A 20,592-nucleotide genomic window follows, 5' to 3' on the forward strand; every position below is an offset into this window, starting at 1 on the left:
ATCATGGCTCCATGTCTGCCCAGCCGGACGCCTATTTCGAGGCTCTGGATCGTGCGCTGCTGCACGCCCAGGCCTGGCTTGCGTCGCTTCCTTCCCGCCCGGTCGGCCCCCGCGTCGACGCCGATACCCTGGCCGCGCTGTCGGCTGGCCCGCTGCCCCCTGCCCCGACCCCTGCGGCTGACGTCATCGATGAACTCGCTTCGTTTGCCGAACCCGGCCTGATGGCGATGCCGTCCGGCCGGTTCTTCGGCTGGGTCATTGGCGGAACCCTGCCGGCGGCCCTCGCCGCCGATTGGCTGGTCACCGCATGGGATCAGAATGCCGGAATGCGCTTCGCCACGCCCGCGACCGCCGTGCTCGAGGAGACCGCCGCCGGCTGGCTCCTCGACCTGCTGGGGCTTCCGCCGGGAGCGGATGTCGGATTCACAACGGGCGCGACCATGGCCAATTTCGTCGGTCTCGCCGCCGGTCGACAGTGGGTACTCGAGCAGGCCGGGTGGGAAATCGACCGGGACGGCCTGACGGGCGGTCCCCGGGTGCGGGTCTTTGTGGGCGCCGAGCGTCACGAGGTCATCGATCTCACGCTGCGCTACCTCGGTCTCGGGGCGCCGATCGTGGTGGATGTCGACGCTGAGGGGCGGTTACGGCCCGACGCCCTCGCCGAGCTACTGAATGCCGGCTCCGGCCCGGCGATCGTCTGCCTTCAGGCCGGCAACGTGCATTCCGGAGCGTCTGACCCGATGGGTGCGGCGATCGACGTGGCCCGCCGGCACGGAGCCTGGGTGCACGTCGACGGCGCGTTCGGCCTGTGGGCGGCGGCCAGTCCGCGGTTTCGCGACCAGCTAACCGGTCTGGAACGGGCTGATTCCTGGGCCACCGACGCCCACAAAACCCTCAACGTTCCCTACGACTGCGGGGTGGCGATCGTGTCGCGGCCCGAGGTGGTGCGCCGGGTCTTCGGCGTGCACACCAGCTACCTCATCGCCGCGGACGCTGCAGGCGAACACCGCAGCCCCGGCGACCCGTTCGAGAAGGTGCCCGAATTATCCCGTCGGGCACGGGGCGTTCCGGTCTGGGCGGCGCTTCGATCCCTCGGCCGCGCCGGCACGATTGCTCTGGTCGACGGTCTCGCCGCGAACGCAAAGGCCCTGGCCGACGGCCTTCGGGCCATGCCGGGCGTTAAGGTGCTCAACGAGGTCTTGTTCACGCAGGTGTGCGTGAGCTTCGGCAGCGACGATCGCACCCGACAAGTGACCCAGCAACTCATTGCCGACGGTTCGGCCTGGATGTCGGGGTCGCGCTGGCACGACCGGGACATCCTGCGCATCTCGGTGAGCAACTGGTCGACGGATGCCGCGGACGTCGCGCTCTCCCTCGCCGCAGTGGCGCGGGCCTGCGCGGCAGTGGATGCTAACCCTGCACGATCAGCGGACGCGAAGGCGATCCCGCCCCAGCCGACAGCAGCGAGCACTCCCCACGCGACCGACGATCAAGACTGAGCCCTAGGCCCGCCGCACCCAGCCGGCCTCCCGCTCCTGGGCAGCCCCGTCGAGATCGAGCCCGCCGAGGGCACCGCGCACTGCCGCGCTTGACAGCCCGGCCCGACGGGACAGGTCGGCGACCGTGCGCGGCGAGCGTCCGCTCAGGGCATCGAACACGCGGATCTGGTCGCTCGTGCGCGGTATCGGACCCGGCCCGGCATCGGTGACAGCAAAGTCGAGGGGCACCTGGATCGACCGCTCCCCGACGAGCTCGGCCATCTCGGTCGGGCTGGTCACGCAGACCGCGGCGAATTCGCGAATGAGACGGTGGCAGCCGGCCGAGGTGGGGCTCGTGATGGGACCCGGTACGGCGCCGAGCGGCCGACCCAGCGCGGAGGCGTGTCCGGCCGTGTTGAGGGAGCCCGACCGCCAGCCCGCCTCCAGTACGACCGTCGCCGCGCTCGCTGCGGCGATCAACCGGTTTCTCTGCAGAAAGCGCCACTTCGTGGGTGCGGCGCCGCAGGGCAGCTCGGAGATCACCGCCCCGGAGGCGACGATTCGGGTGAGCAGGGAGTCGTGGCCACTCGGGTAGAACCGGTCGACTCCCCCAGCCAGAAAGGCCACGGTCACGCCGTCGCTGGCCAGTGCGGCCCGGTGGGCCATCCCATCGATGCCATAGGCGGCACCGGAGACGACCGCGAATCCGCGGTCGACCAACCCGGCCGAGGCTTCCATGGCGATGTGCTCGCCATAGCCGGTGGCCGCCCGCGCCCCGACCAGCGCGATCGAGTTAGGCAGCGCGGCGAGGGCACCGGGTACGCCGCGCCACCACAACGCGAGCGGCGCATGCTGTTCGAGGTCGCCGAGCGAAGACGGCCACAGGGCATCCGTGGCCAGCAGCAACCGTGCATCGACGCGGGCCGCTTGCTGCAGCGAGCGGATGACGTCACCCGAGTTGAGCCGCGGCCGCCAGCGCTGCAGTCCCGCGTCGAGAGCCAGCTCCAGCTCGGCGCTGGTGTGAGCATCCGCTTCGGTGGGATCGGCGCTGGGACCGGCCGCAAAGACGAGATCGGGCCCGTCCGGGTCTTCGCCGAGCGCGTCTCGCACGAGCGCGCCGATGCGCACCGGGCTCCACGACTCGAGAATGGCGGTCAGGGCCACGCTCGCGCCAAGGCTCGCCACGAGCAAGCCCGCCGTACCGTCACCGGGTTCGGCAATGCCCGACCAGGCCGCGCGGGCGAAGACCTCGCCGGCCGCGGCGGAGTCAGCGTTGTCGCCAGCGTCAACCGGCATTCCACGGCGTACGCCGGCAGTGAGCTGACTCACCCGGGTTTCGTCGAGCCCGAACAGCGTCATGATGTCATTCCTTTGCGTAGGTAGAGGGCTTGGCCGACCTGGTCAGGGCCGGGAATGGTAAGACCGTCGTAGTCGGCCAGGGTCCACGCGATTCGCAGCACCCGGTCGTAGCCGCGCATGGTGATTCCGCCACGTTCAAGCGCGCGGTCGAGGCCGGCGGTGGTGCTCGGGGCCAGGCGCACCGCCGCGCCGCGCAGCCAGGGGCCCGGAACTTGGGAGTTCAGACTCCAGGCGGTGCTGCGAAGCCGCTCGGCCGCGGCAGCCCGCGCGGTGACCACCCGCTCTCGGGCGATGACACTCGTCATCCGCAGGGTGCCCGCGGCGAGGCGCAGCTGGGCGGCGGTGATTCGTTTGACGTTGAGTTGAATGTCGATGCGGTCAAGCAACGGCCCGGAGATGCGGGCGAGGTAGCGGCGGCGGGCGTTCGGCGGGCAGGTGCAGCTCAGATCGCCAGCGCCATACTGCCCGCACGGGCACGGGTTGGCCGCCATGACCAGTTGAAACCGGGCGGGAAAGTGCGCGACGGCATTGGCCCGGTGAATGCTGATCCAGCCGGATTCCAGCGGCTGACGCAGGGCGTCAAGCACCGGTGAGGCGAATTCGGGAGCCTCGTCGAGGAACAGAACGCCGTGCGAGGCCTGCGACGCGGCCCCCGGCCGAATCTGCCCGTTGCCACCGCCCACCATGGCGGCGGCTGTCGCGGTGTGATGTGGTGCTTCCCACGGCGGCCGAGTAATCAGGGTGTCGCCCAGTCCGAGGCCGCTGAGCGAGCGCAGCGAGCTGACCTCGAGCGAGCTCGCCGGGTCGAGGTCAGGCAACAGCCCGGGCAGGCGGGCCGCAAGCATTGTCTTTCCGGCTCCGGGCGGGCCGAGCAGAAACACGTGATGACCGCCGGCGGCGGCAATCTGCAGGGCCAAAATGGCGTCGTCGTTGCCGATCACGTCGGCCAGGTCGGGCTCGGCAACCAGATCGGTCGGCACTGTTGCGGCCAGAATCGGCTCAACCGGTATCGGGGGCAGTTGGGCGCCGTGAAAGATCGCCGCATCGCGCAGCGACGTGACACCGATCACCCGAACGTCGGGCACGAGTCGGGCCTCGGCCTCGTTGCCGATCGGCACCATCACAGTGGTGTGACCGAGGCGGGCGGCCGTCATCACCCCGGGAAGAATGCCCGGCGTCGGCCGCAGCCGACCATCGAGGGCGAGTTCGCCGAAATGCACGACCTTACCGACCGATTCGCCCGAAACGGTGCTGTCAGCCGCCAGGCAAGCCAACGCGATCGCGAGGTCGAAGCCGGCGCCGTGCTTGGGCAACGCGGCCGGCGACAGATTGATGGTGAGACGGTGAACGGTGAGGGGGCATCCGCTGTTGGCCGCCGCGGCGCGCACCCGCTGAGTCGCCTGCGCCAGGGCGGCATCGGGCAGACCGATCAAAATCATGCCCGGTAGTTGCGCGGAGATGTCGGCCTCGACCTCGACGAGTGCTCCGGTCAGGCCGAGCATCGCGACGGCGTGGGTGCGGGCGATTCCCATCAGAACACACCCTCGAGGTGTTCGATGACCGGTTCACGGCCCCTCGGCGCGATCACAGCGATGACGTCGAGCCGAATCTGGCGCGGCCAGCGCTCGGCCGCCGCGCACCAGGCGGCTGCGAGTCGGCGCATCCGGGCCAGCTTTTTCACGGTGACCGCCTCAAACGGATGCCCGAAGCGCAGGCTACTGCGCGTCTTCACCTCGACGAAGACGACTGCCGCGCCGCGCTGTACGACGAGGTCGATCTCTCCCTCCGCACACCGCCAGTTGCGGGTGAGGATGGTGTAGCCGGCACCCTGAAGAAAAAGCGCGGCCTGCTCTTCGCCGAGTTTGCCGAGTTCGTCCTTGCGCGCCACGAGTGCCTCCGAACACCAGAGTGCGCGCTCACGCGTGGCCGAGGGTGGGCCGCCGCCACATTCGTGGACAGTCGCGCGGCCCGGCCCCTGTGGAGGAGAGGCTATTCGTCGTGCATGACGAACAGGCGGCGCACGACGTCGCCGGCAACGAGCGCGTCGAGGCTCTCGTTGAGGTCAGTGAGCGGTCGGGTGTCGGTGTGCAGCAGTTCGACCGGCAGTTTGCCGTCCCGCCACAGCTGCAGGTAGGCCGGGACGTCGCGGCTGGGCACGGAGTCGCCCATGTACGAGCCGAGCAGCCGGCGGCCTAGCCCGGCGAACTGCAACGCCGGGGTGGTGATGGTCTGCTCGGGGTGCGGCAGGCCCACCGAGACGAGCGCGCCGCCCCGGGTGAGCAGGGCGAGGCTCGCCTCCATCACCCGGGCGCTGCCGACGGCCTCGATCGCGAGGTCGACGCCGTCGCCCGCGTATTCACGCACCAGTTCGGCGGCCTGTTGGGGCGAGCCGGCATGGTCGGCGCCGCAGCGGATGGCCAGCGCCTGCTTTTCGGGCAGCGGATCGATCGCGATGACGGTGGTGCCGTCGACCTGGGCGGCGGCCATGACAGCCATCAGGCCGACCGCGCCGAGTCCGAACACGATCACGGACTGGCCGGACGTGAGGGCGCCGGTATTGAGCACGGCGCCGATGCCGGTGAGGGCCGCGCAGCCGAACATGGCGGCGATGTCGAACGGAACATCCTGGTCGATCGGCACGACCGATTCGCGGGCGACGACCGCGTACTGCGAGAACGCCGAGACCCCCAGGTGGTGGTTGACGCGTTCGCCCTCGCCGCCGATCAGCACGGCCGGTCCGTGCAACAGGTCGCCGGATCCGTTGGCCTCGGCGCCGCGGTGGCACAGCGCCGGGCGCCCAGCCAGGCAGGCCCGACAGTCACCGCAGCTCGGCACGAAGACCAGCACGACCCGGTCGCCGATGGCCAGATCGTCGACGCCGTCGCCGAGTGCCGTCACTGTGCCGGCGGCCTCGTGGCCGAGCGCCATCGGCAGCGGGCGTAGGCGCGACCCATCGATGACCGAAAGGTCGGAGTGGCACAGGCTGGCGCGTTCGATGCGCACAAGCACCTCGCCGGTCCGCGGCGTCGGCACCGGAATCCGTTCGAGCGTCAGCGGTCGGCTCTGTGCATAGGGGCGCGAGGTGCCGGCTTCGCGAAGAATCGTACTGAGCATCGTTGCTGGAGTCATTGTTCCAACCTAACGCCCGACGCGACGTACGCTGGGCTTATGACTGTGGGCAACCGGCTGACCGATCTGGGCATGCGCGCGATGAACGGCGTACACCGGATGCTGCTTTTCGTCTCCGGCGGACGCCTCGGCTGGACTATCGGTACCATGGCCGCCGTCGAGCTGCACACGATCGGCCGCACAAGCGGGCAGCGTCGGTCGACGATGCTGACAGCACCGGTGCACGAGGGCGGAAGGTATGTGCTCGTGGCGTCCAAGGGCGGCGACGACCGGCATCCGTTCTGGTACAGCAATCTCGTGGCCCAGCCCAATGTAGAGCTCACCATTCGCGGAGTGACGCGGCCGTTTCGGGCGCGCACCGCGACATCCACCGAGAAAGCCGAGCTGTGGCCGCGCATCGTCGCCGCCTACGCCGGTTATCGGAAGTACCAGACGAAAACCGACCGCGACATCCCCGTGGTCATCTGCGACCCCCGCCCCTAAAATACGGACGGGGCCTGGGCCCCGTCCGACTCAGAGCACTAGGCGACCGGCTCGAGCGCCTCGACCAGGATGGGCGGGAAGATCGGCGCGTGCACGCCGGACATCTCCTCGAGCACCCGAATCACCTGGCAGCTGTAGCCGTATTCGTTGTCGTACCAGACGTAGAGCACGGCCTTCTGGTCGGTGACGATGGTGGCCAGGCCATCGACGATGCCAGCGCGACGCGAGCCGAGGAAGTCGCTCGAGACCACCTCGGGCGAGTCGATGAAGTCGATCTGGCGGTGCAGCGAGGAGTGCAAGGACATCGTGCGCAAGTAGGTGTTGAGCTCCTCCTTGTCGGTCGCGCTGGCCAGGTTCAGGTTGAGGATAGCCATCGACACGTCGGGCGTGGGAACGCGGATCGCGTTGCCGGTGAGCTTACCGGCCAGCTCCGGCAGGGCCTTGGCCACGGCCTTGGCGGCACCGGTCTCGGTGATCACCATGTTGAGCGCGGCTGAACGGCCCCGACGGTCACCGGAGTGGAAGTTGTCGATGAGGTTCTGGTCATTCGTGAACGAGTGCACGGTTTCGACGTGGCCGTCGATGATTCCGTAGCGATCGTTGACGGCCTTCAGGACCGGGGTGATCGCGTTCGTGGTGCAGGACGCCGCGGTGATGATGCGGTCGGTCGGCAGAATGTCCCCGTGGTTGATGCCGTGCACGATGTTCTTGAGCGCGCCCTTGCCCGGCGCGGTGAGCAGCACCCGGGCAACGCCGGGGCATTTCAGGTGCTGGGAGAGGCCCTCCTCGTCGCGCCACTTGCCGGTGTTGTCGACGACGATGGCATCGTGGATGCCGTACTGCGTGTAGTCGACGCTGGCCGGGTCGCCGGAGTAGATCACCTGGATGAGTGTGCCATTGGCGAGGATGGTGTTGTTCTCCTCGTCGATGGTGATCGTGCCCTCGAACGGGCCGTGCACCGAGTCGCGGCGCAGCAGGCTGGCCCGCTTGACCAGGTCGTTGGCCGAACCGCGGCGCACGACGATCGCGCGCAGGCGCAGGCCCTGCCCGCCGCCGGCGTGTTCGATCAGGATGCGCGCGAGCAGGCGCCCGATACGGCCGAAACCGTAGAGCACAACGTCGGTGCTGGTGCGACCGTCGAGTCCGTGCTGGCCGACGACGTCGGCGAGTTCAGCGCGGAGGTATTCTTCCAGGGTGACGCGGCCGTTTTGCTCGCGAAAACCGAGCGCGAGGCGCGCGAGGTCGATCGACGCAGCCCCCAGATTGAGGCCATCGATGGCCTGCAAAATGGGGAGGGTCTCTTCGAGCGGAAGCTCGACATCCGCTATGTGACGGGCGAAGCGGTGTGCTTTGAGCAGGCCGACGACCGATTTGTTGACCAGACCGCGTCCGTAGACGCTCGTCACCACGGTGTTGTCCCGGTAGAGGCGCCCGATCAGAGGAATCATCGCCTCGGCGAGAGCCTCGCGGTTGCTCCACAGAGCACGGGCACGATCAGCGTCCTGGATCACAGGGTTGCCTTCCTAAACCTTCGTCGGTCCTGTCCGGCCACCCGAGGCCCCGGAGTCATTCCTCACTCGTCGAGCGCAAGTTCCTTGGGAAGTTCGAAGTCTTTCGACGCGAGCTCTTCCACGTTGACGTCCTTGAAGGTCAGCACGCGCACCGATTTCACGAATCGATCGGAGCGGTAGACGTCCCAGACCCAGACGTCCTTCATGGTCAGTTCGAAGTAGAAATCGTGTTCCGTGTCACGGCGCACCAGTTCGACCTCGTTCGCGAGGTAGAAGCGTCGTTCGGTTTCGACGACGTACTGGAACTGACCAACGACGTCTCGATATTCCCGGTACAGGGCCAACTCGACCTCGCGGTCGTAGTCCTCGAATTCGTCTTCTTCCATGGTGATCTCATCTTACGCTGAGATTTTGAGCCACGATTTTCGGTGTAGAGGGCTCGGCCCGAGCAGGTCGATCGCGCTCATGTGCGCCGAGCTGCCGTAGCCCTTGTTCGACGCCCAGCCGTAGCCGGGAGCGCCATCGTGTGCGGCGATCATCAGGCGGTCGCGGTGCACCTTCGCAATAACGGATGCCGCCGCCACCGACCCGCAATCCCGGTCAGCTTTGATGCGGGTCACGACGCTCAACGGGGTGGCCAGGGCCTTGTTCAGCCAGTCGTCGCTGCCATCGAGCAGCACGATGCTGCCGGCCACATCGACACCCTGCAGGTATAGATCGGACAGGGCACGCTTACCGGCCAGCCCGAGGCAGGCGATGATGCCGAGTTCATCGACCTCGGCGGCCGAGGCGAGCCCGACGGCCGAGTGCGTCGCCCACTGCGAGGCGAGGGGGGCGAGAAGTTCCCGGCGCGGTTCGCTGAGCATCTTGGAATCGCGTAGTCCCACCGGCATGGCCAGAACGGATGCGTTCACCGCGGCAAATCCTACGGCCACTGGCCCGGCGAGAGCGCCGCGGCCCACCTCGTCACAGCCGATCACGAAGCTGGCGCCGGTGCGCAGCAGGTCGAACTCCACCTCGAGGGTGGGGTCGGACACGGCCACTACTCGGAGCCTTTGCCGGCTTGTTCCACCTCGCGGAACACATCGGGGTAGTCATCCAGCCAGGCCCAGCGGGCCAGCGGCCAGCTCACGACGAGGGCACGACCGACCACGTTTTCGATGGGGACGTAGCCCTTGCCGGCGGTGTCACCGTTGTAGCGGGAGTCCTTGGAGTTGTAGCGGTTGTCGCCCATCATCCAGAGCGAGTCCGCCGGGATGGTGACGTCGAAGTCGTCCTTGGACACCGTGGTCTCGCCGGCCGGCAGCAGCACGTAGGCCGACTCGTCGAGGGGAACATCGTTGACGCTCATCTGGCCGAGGGCGTTACAGCACACGACGTGGTCGCCGGGCAGCCCGATGACGCGTTTGATGAGGTGATCATTGCTGTCGGGAGCTGAGAGTCCAACGACCGAGAGCAGCCAGTCGGCGCCGGCCACGATCGGGTTTTGCACCACGTCCGCCTGGGGCAGCAACCATCCGCCCGGATCCTTGAACACGATGACGTCGCCGCGAGTGATCGGAATCAGCTCCGGTTCGAGCTGGTTCACGATGATGCGGTCGTTGATCTGCAAGGTGTTCTCCATCGACCCGGAGGGGATATAGAACGACCGGATCAGGAAGGTCTTGATCAGGAAGGAGATGAGCAGTGCGACCACGAAAATGATCAGGAGGTCGCGGATGAACAGTAAGACGCTGCGATTCTTGCTGGACGCCTTCTTACTGCGAGACTTCTTCGACCCTGTCACCCGATGATCGGACCTGGAGGCGAGCACTTCATCTGTCATTTAACCGCCTGAGCTCCCCATCAGTTTAGGTGATGGGGAGCTCAGTGAAGAATCCGGTTGGATCTTAGTAGGCGCGAGAGTTAGCGCTTTTCCTTGATCTTGGCCTTCTTGCCACGCAGGTCGCGCAGGTAGTACAGCTTCGCGCGACGAACATCGCCGCGGGTCACGATCTCGATGTGGTCGATGACCGGGGAGTGCACCGGGAAGGTACGCTCGACGCCGATCTGAAAGCTGACCTTGCGAACGCAGAACGTTTCGCGCACGCCTTCGCCGGAGCGGCCGATGACGACTCCCTGGAAGACCTGGATACGAGAGCGGGTTCCCTCAATGATGTTGACGTGAACCTTGACGGTGTCGCCGGCACGGAAGTCAGGAAGATCTGTCTTCAGCGATGGGGCGTCTACCGCGTCGAGAATATGCATGTTGTTTCGCTCTCTGTACCCGCCACAGGTCGACTACGCTAGGTGCTTCATTCGAAGCAATCAGTATGAGGATGTGCGCCGCACAAAGCAGGCTCCCCTGTGGCAGAGTCCTGCAGCGGCACAATCGCCTATTCTGCCATGAACTGGCGCGCACTGCAAAGCGGGGCGGGCAGGTTAGGGCCGGTCGCGCTTTTCTTCGATAATGATGGTCTCGGGGGTGCCGGGTCGTCCGAAGGGTGCGCCGCGGCCGGGCAGTGGATGCTGCGGCCCGGCCGGTGAAGGCCGGCCCGGCGCAGACTGCCCGCGCGCCTGCTGTTCCACCAGGTCGACCATGGCGCGCATGCGACGCCGGGCAGCGGCGAACAGCTCCCAGACGGCGAACCAGAACACGGCCAGCCCGCCGATGATGACGAGCACACTGAGCCAGCCGGCGGCATCCGTTGAAAAGGGAATTGCGATGATGAGCAGGTGCCAGAGTGCAAGCACGCCGACATCGGCATAGGAGACCGCCCGGGTTTCGCGGACCTCTTTGCGCGCGTAGATGACGAGTGCCACCAGCAGTAGCCCGAGGCCGATCAGAACGGCTCCGAAGAAGATGCCCAGGACCGCCCAGGCACCGGAGCCAAATATGGCGGAACCGACGAGAAGCCAGAGCGGCAGGGCTCCGGCGGCAATAAATTGCCAGTGGTAGAAGGCACGGCGGATGATCACGACCCCGAGTTTATCGACGGGGACTGACACTAACCTTGGCGTTCGCTGGAGGCAGAAGGTTGTGCTCTAGATTGTGCGCGGCAATAGATCGGGGCGCACCCGTTCGGTGCGTTCGATCTGCTGCTGGCGCCGCCAGGTGCTGATGGCGCCGTGGTTGCCGCTGAGCAACACCGGCGGCACTTCGAGGCCGCGCCAGCTGGCCGGCTTGGTGTAACTCGGGTATTCGAGCAGGCCGTCTTCGTGGGATTCCTCGACGAGGCTCGCGGGATTGCCGACGACACCGGGAATGAGCCTGCCGATCGCTTCGATCATGGCCATGACGGCGACCTCTCCCCCGTTGAGCACGTAGTCGCCGAGGCTGACCAGGCGCACCCGGCCGCGCTGTGAGTAGTGGTCGACCACACGCTGGTCGATGCCCTCGTAGCGGCCGCAGCCGAAGACGAGGTGCTGCTCGAGGGACAGCTCGCGGGCCATCGCCTGGGTGAACTGGTCGCCCGCCGGTGAGGGAAAGATGAGGATGGGGCCGCCCTCGGCCTGTGCAGCGGGCGCAGCAGCGGGCGCAGCAGCGGGCGCATCGGAACCGAGAATGGCATCCAGGGCCGCGCCCCACGGCTCCGCCTTCATGACCATTCCGGCACCGCCGCCGTAGGGGGTGTCATCGACCGAGTGGTGCCGGTCAATGGTGGAGTCGCGCAGATTGTGCACGCCCAGATCAATCAGTCCGCTCTGCCGGGCCTTGCCGAGCAGAGACAGATCGAGCACATCGAAGAATTCGGGAAAAATGGTGACAATATCGATGCGCATGGTCAAATTCTAGAAGAGTCCGGCGCTCTCTTTCGCCTCGAGGTACCGGTCGAGGACCAGATCAACCAACGGAGCGGGGGCGGATTCCCCCGGCAGGAGCAGCGGAGCGGTGACCAGGTCGGCGCCGACGCTCTGGGCGCGGGTCAGGTCGAAGAAGAATCCGGGAGCCACGAGATAGGTGCTGACGGTGACGTTGGCGCCCCGGAGCCGGGCCCCGGTGACGGCGCAGGCCAGTCGCGGCGTTGCGGCCGAGAGAAAGCCTACGGTGACGCGCACGCCGAGGCGCTGTTCCAGCAGGGCGCCGACCGTGCGGCAGTCGTGCACTGCGCGTGCATCGCTCGAGCCGGCGGCGGCGAGCACGATCTCCTGGCCGCGTACCCGCCTGTCGAACCCGTCGGCCAGAAGGCGCTGCACCAGCACGTCGATGAGTCGGTCGTCCGGGCCGAGCGCGCGCGATACCGTCGTCACGCGGTCGTGCTCGCGGGTTTCACGCTGGAGGTCGACGTGGACGTGGTACCCGGCCGAGAGCAGCAGGGGCACCACGACAGCGGCGCAGTCCGGGCGTACCGCGCCAAGGCTCGCCGCGACATCCGGTTGCTGCACATCAACGAAACCCCCGGTCACAGCCAGATCGGGGCGGGCGAGGGAGACGGCTGAGACGAGAGCGGCGATGGCCGCCTGGCCGTCAGGCGAGTTGGTGCCGTGCGAGATGGCGACGAGCGCGGCGGGCAGCGGCGTGCTGATCGCAGCGCGGCGCCCGAAGGTGCTGCGCCGTTCAGTGTCGCGCCGTTCCCCAAGCAGGGTCATGCCGCAGCGAGTAGTTCAGTCTCGACCGCGACCTCGATATAGCCGCCGACAATGCGGGTCTCGTAGGTGTTCAGCACGAGGGTCGGGTTGGTGAAGCATTCGCCGGTACCGAGGTCGTAGACCTCTTTGTGCAGCGGTGAAGCGATGGTGGGGCGGTCTCCCTTGGACCCGACGATGCCGCGGGCCATGACGTTGGCCTCGGTGTGCGGGTCGCGGTGGTCGACGGCGTAGATCTCGGTGGGCGAGAGCAGAAATAAGGCGATCTGCTTCATGCGGATCAGTGCGGCTTCGCCCCAGCTGGGTTCCAGATCGGTCACGGCGCAGGCGCGCTCCCAGACCACTGTGGGGCGGGTCATGGTCGTTGTCATGTCGGTCATCGTCATGGTGCGCTCCCAGGGGGTTTCTATCGGGGGTTGTCGCGTTTGTGCGTTGGTACCACGGTAGGCGAGCCATATTTCGGCCAGTCGCCCCCTATGTTTCCCCCGAGTGAAACCCGCCTCACAGCGGGAACGCCGCACTGTGGGGCTTTCGACCAGTACGGGACACACGTGCGACACGAGGGTGAAACTGCCCCGAACTACGCTCATGATCGCCCCGCTTTGAAAGGATGCTGATGCCAGCTTCTCGTGAAACCGCCTCCGCGTATTCTGCCCCAGACCCTGCGGTTCCCGCTATGGATTTGACGCACGCCGTCACATCGACGACCCCAGCGGATGCCGCCAGCGCCGATCCAGACGCCCCGCGCCGCGTCATCGTTATCGGCGGCGGCCCGGCCGCGCACCGCCTCACCGACGCGCTGCACTCCCGCGACACCGAGCACGCCCTCTCGATCACCGTGCTGGCCGAAGAAAACCACCGACCCTACGACCGGGTCGCGCTGAGCCAGCGCCTGGCCGGCCTGATCGACCTCACCCTCGAGCCCACGGCCCCGTGGAACAGCGAACGCATCGCGCTGCGCATCAACGAACGGGCCACAAGCATCGACCGGCTCGCCCGCACGGTCACGACGTCGACCGGCGCGGTGCTGCAGTACGACGACCTCGTGCTCGCCACCGGTTCCAGTGCCCCCGTACCGGAGCTGCCCGGCCGCGAACATATTCGGGTGTACCGCACCCTCGACGACGTCGACGCCCTCGTCGACGAACTCGCCGCTCTAACCGCCTCACTCGGCCGCACCCCCAAGGTCGTCGTGGCCGGCGGCGGTCTGCTCGGCCTCGAAGCGGCCGGCGGACTGCACAAGCTCGGCGCCGAATCGGCCATCGTGCACTCCGGCGGCTGGCTCATGTCCGCCCAGCTCGACGAGGGCGGCGGACAGTCGCTCGGCCGGCTCATCGTTGCCCAGGGCATCGAACTGCACCTCGGCACCCGCGCCCGCACCATCCTCACCAACGACGACAACACCGCCGTGACCGGCCTGCAGCTCGGCAACGGCCGCGACATCGCCGCCGACATGGTCGTCTACGCGATCGGCATCTCGCCTCGCGACGAACTGGCCCGCGATGCCGGGCTCACCGTGGGCACCCGCGGCGGCGTCACGATCGGCAACGACTGCCGCACCAGCGACCCGAGCATCTGGGCGATCGGCGAGGTCGCCAGCTGGAACGATCGCTGCGTGGGCCTCGTCGCCCCGGCCAACGCCATGGCCGAGGTCGTCGCCGACCGTCTGCTCGGCGGCATCGCCGAGTTCACGACCGTCGACGATGCCACCAAGCTCAAGCTGTCCGGCGTCGACGTCGCGAGCTTCGGCGACGCCCTCGCGACGACGCCCGGCTCGCTGGAAATCGTCTACGCCGACCCGGCCCGTGGGCTGTACCAAAAGCTTGTCATGACCGACGACGCCAAAACCCTGCTCGGCGGCATCTTCGTCGGTGACGCCACGCCCTACTCGGCACTCCGCCCGATGGTGGGCCGACAGCTCAGCAGCGAGCCCGCCGCCTACCTCTCAGCCGCGGGCGCCGAGGCCCCGGCTGGCGACGAACTGCCCGACGACGCCCTGGTCTGCTCCTGCAACATGGTCTCGGCCGGCGCGGTGCGAAATGCCGTTCGCGGCGACGACCACACCGATGCCTGTACCGAGCTCGGCGCGCTCAAAGTCTGCACCCGGGCCGGCACCCAGTGCGGTTCGTGCGTGCCGCTGGTCAAGAAGATCCTTGAGGCCGAGCTGACGGCATCCGGTCAAACGGTCTCGCACGCCCTGTGCGAGCACTTCGAGCTGAGCCGCCAAGAGCTGTTCGAATCGGTGCGGGTGCTGGGGCTCACGTCGAGCGACGAGATCTTCTCCCGCTTCGGCACCGGTCGTGGCTGTGATGTCTGCAAGCCAGCCGTCGGCTCCATCCTGGCCAGCCAGAACACCTCCTACATTCTTGATGCCGGCCGCGGCACCCTGCAGGACACCAACGACCGCGCCATGGCCAACATGCAGAAGGACGGCACCTACTCGGTGGTCCCCCGCATTCCGGGTGGCGAGATCACCCCGACCAAACTGGCCGTGATCGCCCAGGTCGCGCTCGACTTCGACCTGTATACCAAGATCACCGGCGGACAGCGCATCGACCTGTTCGGCGCCCGGCTGGAACAGCTGCCCGACATCTGGCGCATTTTGGTGGACGCTGGCTTCGAGTCGGGGCAGGCCTACGGCAAAGCGCTGCGCAACGTGAAGTCCTGCGTCGGCTCCACCTGGTGCCGGTTCGGCGTGCAGGATGCCGTCGGCCTCGCGATTCGGCTCGAATTGCGCTATCGCGGCCTGCGCGCGCCGCACAAGTTCAAGTTCGGGGTGTCGGGCTGCGCCCGCGAGTGCGCCGAAGCCCGGGCCAAGGACGTCGGCATTATCGCGAGCGACAACGGCTGGAACATGTACGTCGGCGGCAATGGCGGTTTTCAGCCGGCGCACGGGCAGCTGCTCGCGACCGACCTCGACGAAGAAACCCTGATCAAGTACATCGACCGCTACATGATGTACTACATTCGCACGGCCGATCGGATGCAGCGCACCGCCCGCTGGATGGAGGACCTCGAGGGAGGCCTCGAGCACGTGCGCGACGTCGTCATCAACGACTCGCTTGGACTGGCCGAGGAGCTCGAGCAGGCCATGCTCGCCCACGTCGACAACTACGAAGACGAGTGGGCGGCGACGCTCGCCGACCCGGAACGACTGCGCCGGTTTCGTTCCTTCGTGAACGCTCCGGCCGAACCCGACCCGAGCATCGCGCTCGTTACGGAGCGTGACCAAATAAGGCCGGCGACTCCGGCCGAACGGGCCTCGTCGAGTACTGTTCTCCTAAGTGGAAGCCGCATTCCCGTTCGAAAAGAGTAGGCAGATGACAGCCCAGAGTTCCCGTACGGCTGGGTCAGTCAGCTCCAGTTCAGTAGCCGCCGGCCCAGTGACCACCGGTCCCGTCACCCTGGTGGGTGGCGGCCCCGGTGCCGCTGAACTGCTGACCGTGGCCGCGGTGACCGCCCTCGCGCAAGCGGATGTCGTGTTGTTCGACCGCCTCGCGCCGAGCGACGACCTCGCCTCCCTCGCACCCCAGGCGACGCTCATCGACGTCGGCAAACGCGCCGGCAGCCACCCGGTCTCGCAGACCGGAATCGAAGAACTCATGGTCGAGCATGCCCTCGCCGGCAAACGCGTCGTGCGGCTCAAGGGCGGCGACCCCTATGTCTTCGGTCGCGGGAGTGAAGAAGTGCTCGCCTGCCACCGCAATGGCATCGCCGTCACCGTCATCTCCGGCGTCACGAGTGCGCTTGCGGTGCCGGCCGCGGCCGGAATCCCGCTGACCCACCGCGGCATCAGCCACGCCTTCACCGTGATCAGCGGCCACGCACCACTCACCGACAACGAACTCGAAGGACTCACCCTGCTCGGCAGCACCATCGTGGTACTCATGGGCGTCGGCACCCTGCCGACCCTCAGTCAGGGGCTGCTCCGACGCGGCATGTCGGCCGAGATGCCCGTGGCCATTATTGAACGCGGGTTCAGCGCCACCCAGCGCACCACCGTGAGCACACTGTCGGCGGTGCTGGCCGATGCCGCTGCCGCCAGCGTGCGCAGCCCCGCCGTGCTGGTCGTCGGCGAGGTCGTACGCCTCGCCTACAGCGGCGACGCCGCCGCCGAGGACCTCGTGGCCCGAGCGGCCGAGTTTGCGGGCACCGACTGATGACGGAAACGAACGATGTACCCGCACCCGATCTGTACGTGCACCACGTGCGCCTGCCGGGTGCCGTCGAGCCGATCGAGGTCGCGGCACCGTTTCTGCAGCCGAACCAGCTCGTGGGGTTTCGCATCGGAGTGACGAGCGATCGGCGTTCCAGCGACCTGATCGACGCCTTTGAGCGGCGCGGTGCGCGCGTTGTGCACGCGCCGACCCTGCGCATCGCGCACTCGCAGCAGGACGGCCCGCTGCTCGATGACACCCGCACCATGATCGCCGCGCGGCCCGATATTCTGCTCGCGACCACCGGTTACGGAGTGCGCCGCTGGTTCGAGGTGGCCGAGGCCGATGGTCTCGGCTCCGACCTGACCGACGCCCTGGCCGAGACGACCATCCTGGTGCGCGGGCCGAAAGCGCGTGGGGGCATTCGGGCGACCGGGCTGGGTGACTCCGGGATGAGCGATTCGGAGACGACGGCCTCGCTCGTTGACAAGGTTCTGGCCGAGTACCCGCCCGGGCTCACGATCGGAATCCAGGTGCACGGAGCCACGGACGAACAGCAGCTCGACCGGCTGCGCGCGGTGCACGAGCGCGTGCTCGTCGTCGCGCCGTACCGGTGGATCGCCGTCGACGACACCGACGAGCGGGTGTACAAGCTGGTCGAGGCAATCTGTGCCCGCCAGCTGGACTGCGTCACGTTTACGAGTGCGCCGGCCGTGCACGCGCTGTTCACCGCGGCGGAAGGCATGGAGGTCTACCCCGAGCTACTCAAGGCGCTGCAGACTCAGGTCTGCGCGGCAGCGGTCGGCCCGGTGACCAGTGCCCCGCTGATCGCCGCGGGGATCGCACCCATTCAGCCGACCCGTTTTCGCATGGGCGCGCTGATTCGGCTGGTCTGCGAACACCTCGAGCAGAACATGATCGAGCGGGTCGAGACCCAGAACGGGCTCGTGCAGCTGCGCGGTTCGCTCGTGCAGGTCGGCGAGGAACGTGTGCAGCTGCCGCCGACGGCCCTCGCCATTCTGCGGGCGCTCATGCGGGCACGCGGGGCGGTCGTCTCCCGTGAGGACCTCACGCTGGCCCTGTCCGGCGACTCCGACGACCATGCCATGGAGGTCTCGCTCAGCCGGCTGCGGCAGACGCTCGGCATTCCCGGGCTGGTCGCGACGGTGGTCAAGCGCGGCTACCGCCTCAACGTCTAGCCCTCGGCGCACAGATGCCGGGCTGTTCCCGTGTGAAACACATCGGTACAGTCCGGCAGGGGTGCGGTCTGAGTCTTAGTCTGTCTTAAGAGCGGATGCCGCGGCATCCGTGTCAGAGTCAGTTTCGAGAGTGGGCTCAGCGTCAGCCGGGTCCTCGGGCAACTCTTCGAGCAGCCCGGGCGGCGGCGTGATCGTGACTACGCCGTTTTTCACGTCGACGCTCGGCACGATGGCCTTCACGAACGGGATCATGACGTCGCCGGTGGGCGTTTTCACGATCAACAAGTCTTGCGCGGGCATGTGCTCGAGGCGACCGATGGTACCGATGCGCACACCGTCACGCATGACGGCGAGGCCGACCAGCTGGTGGTCGTACCAGGCGTCTTCTTCATCCGACTGCTCGGCGACGTCCGCGTCGATCCAGAGGATCGCCTTCGCGAGCGTTTCCGCCGCGCTGCGATCGACGACATCCTTGAAAAAACCGACCGCGTGCTGGTTATACCAGCGGAGCTCGACGAGTTCGATCGTCTTGCCGTGCCAGGCCGAACCGGTCGGAACCTGCAGGGTGAACACGGCGCCCGGGACGAAACGTCGTCCCGGGTCATCCGTGAACAGTTCGAGCTTGATTGCTCCCTTGAGCCCGTGAGCCTTGGTCAGGCGCCCCACCCGTAACTGCTGGGTGCGGTCCTTCTCGCTGTCGTCCACAGTTGCATCGTTCACTGAACTAGAAATCGGTGTCGACGACGTCGACGCGAACGCGGCGACCATCGGCCAGAGCTGCAACGAGGGTGCGCAGGGCCTTGGCGGTGCGACCCGCACGACCAATGACCCGGCCGAGATCCTCGGGGTTCACACGAACCTCGAGCACCTCGCCTCTTGCAGAATTCTTTTCTGCAACGTGCACATCGTCCGGGTGATCAACGATCCCCTTGACAAGGTGTTCGAGCGCGGGAGCAAGCAACAGTTACGCCTCTTCGGTTGCTTCTGCAGCGACCTCGGGGGCCTTGGCGACCGGCTTCTCAGCCTTGGGCTTGAGAACCGGCTTCTTCTTCTCGTCAGCGACGAAAGCAGCCTTCGGTTCCTTCACCTTGACGGTGCTCTTGGCGTTCTTGTCGCCCTTGAAGATGCCCCAGTCGCCCGTGAGCTTGAGGAGTGCAGCAACCTGCTCGGTCGGCTGAGCGCCGACGCTGAGCCAGTACTGCGCACGCTCGGACTTAACCTCGATGACAGAGGGCTCCTCCGTGGGGTGGTAGATGCCGATTTCTTCGATGACACGACCGTCGCGCTTGGTGCGCGCGTCGGCAACGACAATGCGGTAGTACGGTGCACGGATCTTGCCCATGCGCTTTAGACGGATTTTGACAGCCACAATTCTCCAGTGTTAATTCGTTGTTTGGCGAACCTTGGGCCGTGAGCGTGGGGGCACACTCGGCATAAGCTCTATAGGATCACGTTGCACCGAGATAGAGGGTCGGGCACAACGGATCGCGACTAATCATTGTGTCAGAGATTGCTGTCATTGTGATAATCGAACCTCAACGGCCGTCACCGGTCCACCCAAGGAGCACCCGTGCCACTCGACTTCGCCCGATCCGCCCGCTCGACCGTGGGCATCGAGTGGGAGGTCGCCCTCGTCGACCGCGAGACCGGCGATCTGGCAAATATCGCCGACCAGGTGCTCGACGCCCTGCGCGGTCCCGACGGTTCGGTCCACCCCACGATCACCGGTGAGCTGCTGCTCAACACGGTCGAGCTGGTGTCCGGCGTGCACGACACCGTCGGCCACGCGGTAGCGGATGTCGCCGGCCAGCTCGGTGAGGTACGTCGCGTTCTGGAAGGTCGTGAGGTGGACGTGATCTGTAGCGGCTCGCATCCGTTTGCGCAGTGGTTTGACCAGACCATCACCGACAAGGCTCGCTATCACAAGCTCATCGACCGCACGCAGTGGTGGGGGCGCAACATGATGATCTGGGGCATTCACGTGCACGTCGGCATCGAGAACAAGGCCAAAGTGATTCCGATCATGAACGGCCTGCTCACCTATGTGCCGCACCTGCAGGCGCTCAGCGCATCGAGCCCGTTCTGGGCCGGCGTCGACACCGGCTACGCGAGCAATCGCTCGCTCATGTTCCAGCAGCTTCCAACCGCCGGCCTGCCGTGGGACCTGCCCGACTGGGACGCCTGGGAGCGTTACGTCGACGACATGGCGGTGACCGGCATCATCGAGGACGTCACCGAGGTGCGCTGGGATATTCGCCCGTCACCGCGCTGGGGCACGATCGAGGTGCGCGTCTGCGATGGAGTCTCCACCGCCGTGGAACTCGCCGCGATCGCCGCGTTCATCCAGTGCCTGGTCGAGTGGATGTCCACCCGCCTCGACCAAGGCGAAGACGTACCGCGCATGCAGCCGTGGTTCGTGCGTGAGAACAAGTGGCGGGCGGCCCGCTATGGGCTGGGCGCCGAGATCATCCTCGATGCAATGGGCGCCGAATGCCTGGTAACGGATGACGTGCGTCGCCTCATCGAGACGCTCTCCCCCACCGCGGAGCGCCTCGGCTGCCTGCCGGAGCTGCTCGGCCTCCACCGCATCATCGACGACGGCGGCAGCTACCAGCGGCAGCTCGCCGTGGCTGCCACCCACGGCGGCAGCCTGCCCGCGGTCGTTGCGGCGCTCAGCCACGAGCTGGCCGAGGGGCTGGGCCGCTAGAAT

At 67.0% G+C, this 20,592-nt stretch carries 22 protein-coding genes; 6 read left to right on the forward strand and 16 right to left on the reverse strand.

The window, feature by feature from the left end:
- The first annotated feature begins 11 nt into the window (after window positions 1-11).
- The gene (locus CXY78_RS04345) at window positions 12-1,499 is read left to right on the forward strand and encodes a pyridoxal-dependent decarboxylase (protein ID WP_104088235.1); all 1,488 of its coding nucleotides are present in this window, start codon (window positions 12-14) and stop codon (window positions 1,497-1,499) included.
- Between the two features lie 3 nt (window positions 1,500-1,502).
- Here the strand turns inward: CXY78_RS04345 and dprA are convergent, their stop codons facing one another.
- The 4 genes from dprA to CXY78_RS04365 form a co-directional block, all read right to left on the reverse strand.
- Window positions 1,503-2,837 (reverse strand): DNA-processing protein DprA, encoded by a 1,335-nt coding sequence (gene dprA, locus CXY78_RS04350; RefSeq protein ID WP_092341182.1) that lies wholly within the window; start codon window positions 2,835-2,837, stop codon window positions 1,503-1,505.
- Window positions 2,834-4,369: a YifB family Mg chelatase-like AAA ATPase gene (locus tag CXY78_RS04355; RefSeq protein ID WP_092341183.1), complete on the reverse strand. Its 1,536-nt coding sequence runs from the start codon at window positions 4,367-4,369 to the stop codon at window positions 2,834-2,836. The genes dprA and CXY78_RS04355 overlap by 4 nt, the downstream gene beginning before the upstream one ends.
- Entirely contained in the window at window positions 4,369-4,725 is a 357-nt protein-coding gene (locus CXY78_RS04360; protein WP_092341184.1) for a YraN family protein, read from the reverse strand. The genes CXY78_RS04355 and CXY78_RS04360 overlap by 1 nt, the downstream gene beginning before the upstream one ends.
- A gap of 101 nt (window positions 4,726-4,826) precedes the next feature.
- Window positions 4,827-5,966, reverse strand: coding sequence for an alcohol dehydrogenase catalytic domain-containing protein (locus tag CXY78_RS04365; protein WP_104088236.1), 1,140 nt, complete (start codon window positions 5,964-5,966; stop codon window positions 4,827-4,829).
- Between the two features lie 39 nt (window positions 5,967-6,005).
- Here CXY78_RS04365 and CXY78_RS04370 point away from each other — a divergent pair, with 39 nt between their 5' ends.
- The gene (locus CXY78_RS04370) at window positions 6,006-6,449 is read left to right on the forward strand and encodes a nitroreductase family deazaflavin-dependent oxidoreductase (protein ID WP_092341186.1); all 444 of its coding nucleotides are present in this window, start codon (window positions 6,006-6,008) and stop codon (window positions 6,447-6,449) included.
- A 38-nt stretch (window positions 6,450-6,487) separates the two neighbouring features.
- Here the strand turns inward: CXY78_RS04370 and CXY78_RS04375 are convergent, their stop codons facing one another.
- The 9 genes from CXY78_RS04375 to nirD all read right to left on the reverse strand — a co-directional run bounded on the left by CXY78_RS04375 (window position 6,488) and on the right by nirD (window position 12,912).
- Window positions 6,488-7,960 (reverse strand): glyceraldehyde-3-phosphate dehydrogenase, encoded by a 1,473-nt coding sequence (locus CXY78_RS04375; RefSeq protein ID WP_092341187.1) that lies wholly within the window; start codon window positions 7,958-7,960, stop codon window positions 6,488-6,490.
- A gap of 62 nt (window positions 7,961-8,022) precedes the next feature.
- On the reverse strand, window positions 8,023-8,346 hold the full coding sequence (locus tag CXY78_RS04380; RefSeq protein WP_022886464.1) for a DUF2469 family protein: 324 nt from the start codon (window positions 8,344-8,346) through the stop codon (window positions 8,023-8,025).
- A gap of 12 nt (window positions 8,347-8,358) precedes the next feature.
- Window positions 8,359-9,003, reverse strand: coding sequence for a ribonuclease HII (locus tag CXY78_RS04385; protein ID WP_104088238.1), 645 nt, complete (start codon window positions 9,001-9,003; stop codon window positions 8,359-8,361).
- Window positions 9,003-9,785 (reverse strand): signal peptidase I, encoded by a 783-nt coding sequence (lepB, locus tag CXY78_RS04390; RefSeq protein WP_092341189.1) that lies wholly within the window; start codon window positions 9,783-9,785, stop codon window positions 9,003-9,005. The genes CXY78_RS04385 and lepB overlap by 1 nt, the downstream gene beginning before the upstream one ends.
- An 80-nt stretch (window positions 9,786-9,865) precedes the next feature.
- Window positions 9,866-10,207 carry a 50S ribosomal protein L19 gene (rplS, locus tag CXY78_RS04395; RefSeq protein ID WP_092341190.1) on the reverse strand — a complete coding sequence of 114 codons (342 nt, stop codon included), beginning with the start codon at window positions 10,205-10,207 and terminating at the stop codon, window positions 9,866-9,868.
- Between the two features lie 174 nt (window positions 10,208-10,381).
- Window positions 10,382-10,918: an MFS transporter gene (locus CXY78_RS04400; RefSeq protein ID WP_140425482.1), complete on the reverse strand. Its 537-nt coding sequence runs from the start codon at window positions 10,916-10,918 to the stop codon at window positions 10,382-10,384.
- 66 nt (window positions 10,919-10,984) lie between these two features.
- A complete protein-coding gene (trmD, locus tag CXY78_RS04405; protein WP_104088240.1) occupies window positions 10,985-11,722 on the reverse strand; it encodes a tRNA (guanosine(37)-N1)-methyltransferase TrmD in 738 nt (245 codons plus the stop codon).
- 9 nt (window positions 11,723-11,731) lie between these two features.
- Window positions 11,732-12,529 carry a sirohydrochlorin chelatase gene (locus CXY78_RS04410; RefSeq protein ID WP_104088242.1) on the reverse strand — a complete coding sequence of 266 codons (798 nt, stop codon included), beginning with the start codon at window positions 12,527-12,529 and terminating at the stop codon, window positions 11,732-11,734.
- Entirely contained in the window at window positions 12,526-12,912 is a 387-nt protein-coding gene (nirD, locus tag CXY78_RS04415) for a nitrite reductase small subunit NirD (protein ID WP_092341194.1), read from the reverse strand. The genes CXY78_RS04410 and nirD overlap by 4 nt, the downstream gene beginning before the upstream one ends.
- 290 nt (window positions 12,913-13,202) lie before the next feature.
- On the opposite strand from nirD, the gene nirB reads away from it, so the two are divergent.
- From nirB to CXY78_RS04430, 3 genes are read left to right on the forward strand one after another with little or no spacing between them, the layout of a single operon-like run.
- Entirely contained in the window at window positions 13,203-15,842 is a 2,640-nt protein-coding gene (gene nirB / locus CXY78_RS04420) for a nitrite reductase large subunit NirB (protein ID WP_092341195.1), read from the forward strand.
- A 4-nt stretch (window positions 15,843-15,846) separates the two neighbouring features.
- On the forward strand, window positions 15,847-16,686 hold the full coding sequence (gene cobA / locus CXY78_RS04425; RefSeq protein WP_104088243.1) for a uroporphyrinogen-III C-methyltransferase: 840 nt from the start codon (window positions 15,847-15,849) through the stop codon (window positions 16,684-16,686).
- Complete coding sequence (locus tag CXY78_RS04430) at window positions 16,686-17,882, forward strand: uroporphyrinogen-III synthase (protein WP_092341197.1); 1,197 nt, start codon at window positions 16,686-16,688, stop codon at window positions 17,880-17,882. The genes cobA and CXY78_RS04430 overlap by 1 nt, the downstream gene beginning before the upstream one ends.
- Window positions 17,883-17,957: 75 nt before the next feature.
- On the opposite strand, the gene rimM is transcribed toward CXY78_RS04430, so the two are convergent.
- From rimM to rpsP, 3 genes are read right to left on the reverse strand one after another with little or no spacing between them, the layout of a single operon-like run.
- On the reverse strand, window positions 17,958-18,587 hold the full coding sequence (gene rimM, locus CXY78_RS04435; RefSeq protein ID WP_233197231.1) for a ribosome maturation factor RimM: 630 nt from the start codon (window positions 18,585-18,587) through the stop codon (window positions 17,958-17,960).
- A 19-nt stretch (window positions 18,588-18,606) separates the two neighbouring features.
- Window positions 18,607-18,843 carry an RNA-binding protein gene (locus CXY78_RS04440; protein ID WP_092108900.1) on the reverse strand — a complete coding sequence of 79 codons (237 nt, stop codon included), beginning with the start codon at window positions 18,841-18,843 and terminating at the stop codon, window positions 18,607-18,609.
- A gap of 3 nt (window positions 18,844-18,846) precedes the next feature.
- Entirely contained in the window at window positions 18,847-19,251 is a 405-nt protein-coding gene (rpsP, locus tag CXY78_RS04445) for a 30S ribosomal protein S16 (protein ID WP_092341199.1), read from the reverse strand.
- A gap of 201 nt (window positions 19,252-19,452) precedes the next feature.
- Between rpsP and CXY78_RS04450 the strand changes: the two genes are divergently transcribed.
- Window positions 19,453-20,589, forward strand: coding sequence for a glutamate--cysteine ligase (locus tag CXY78_RS04450; RefSeq protein ID WP_092341200.1), 1,137 nt, complete (start codon window positions 19,453-19,455; stop codon window positions 20,587-20,589).
- Window positions 20,590-20,592 lie beyond the last annotated feature (3 nt).

This window comes from Cryobacterium sp. N19, assembly GCF_002929595.1.
Taxonomy (GTDB): domain Bacteria; phylum Actinomycetota; class Actinomycetes; order Actinomycetales; family Microbacteriaceae; genus Cryobacterium; species Cryobacterium flavum.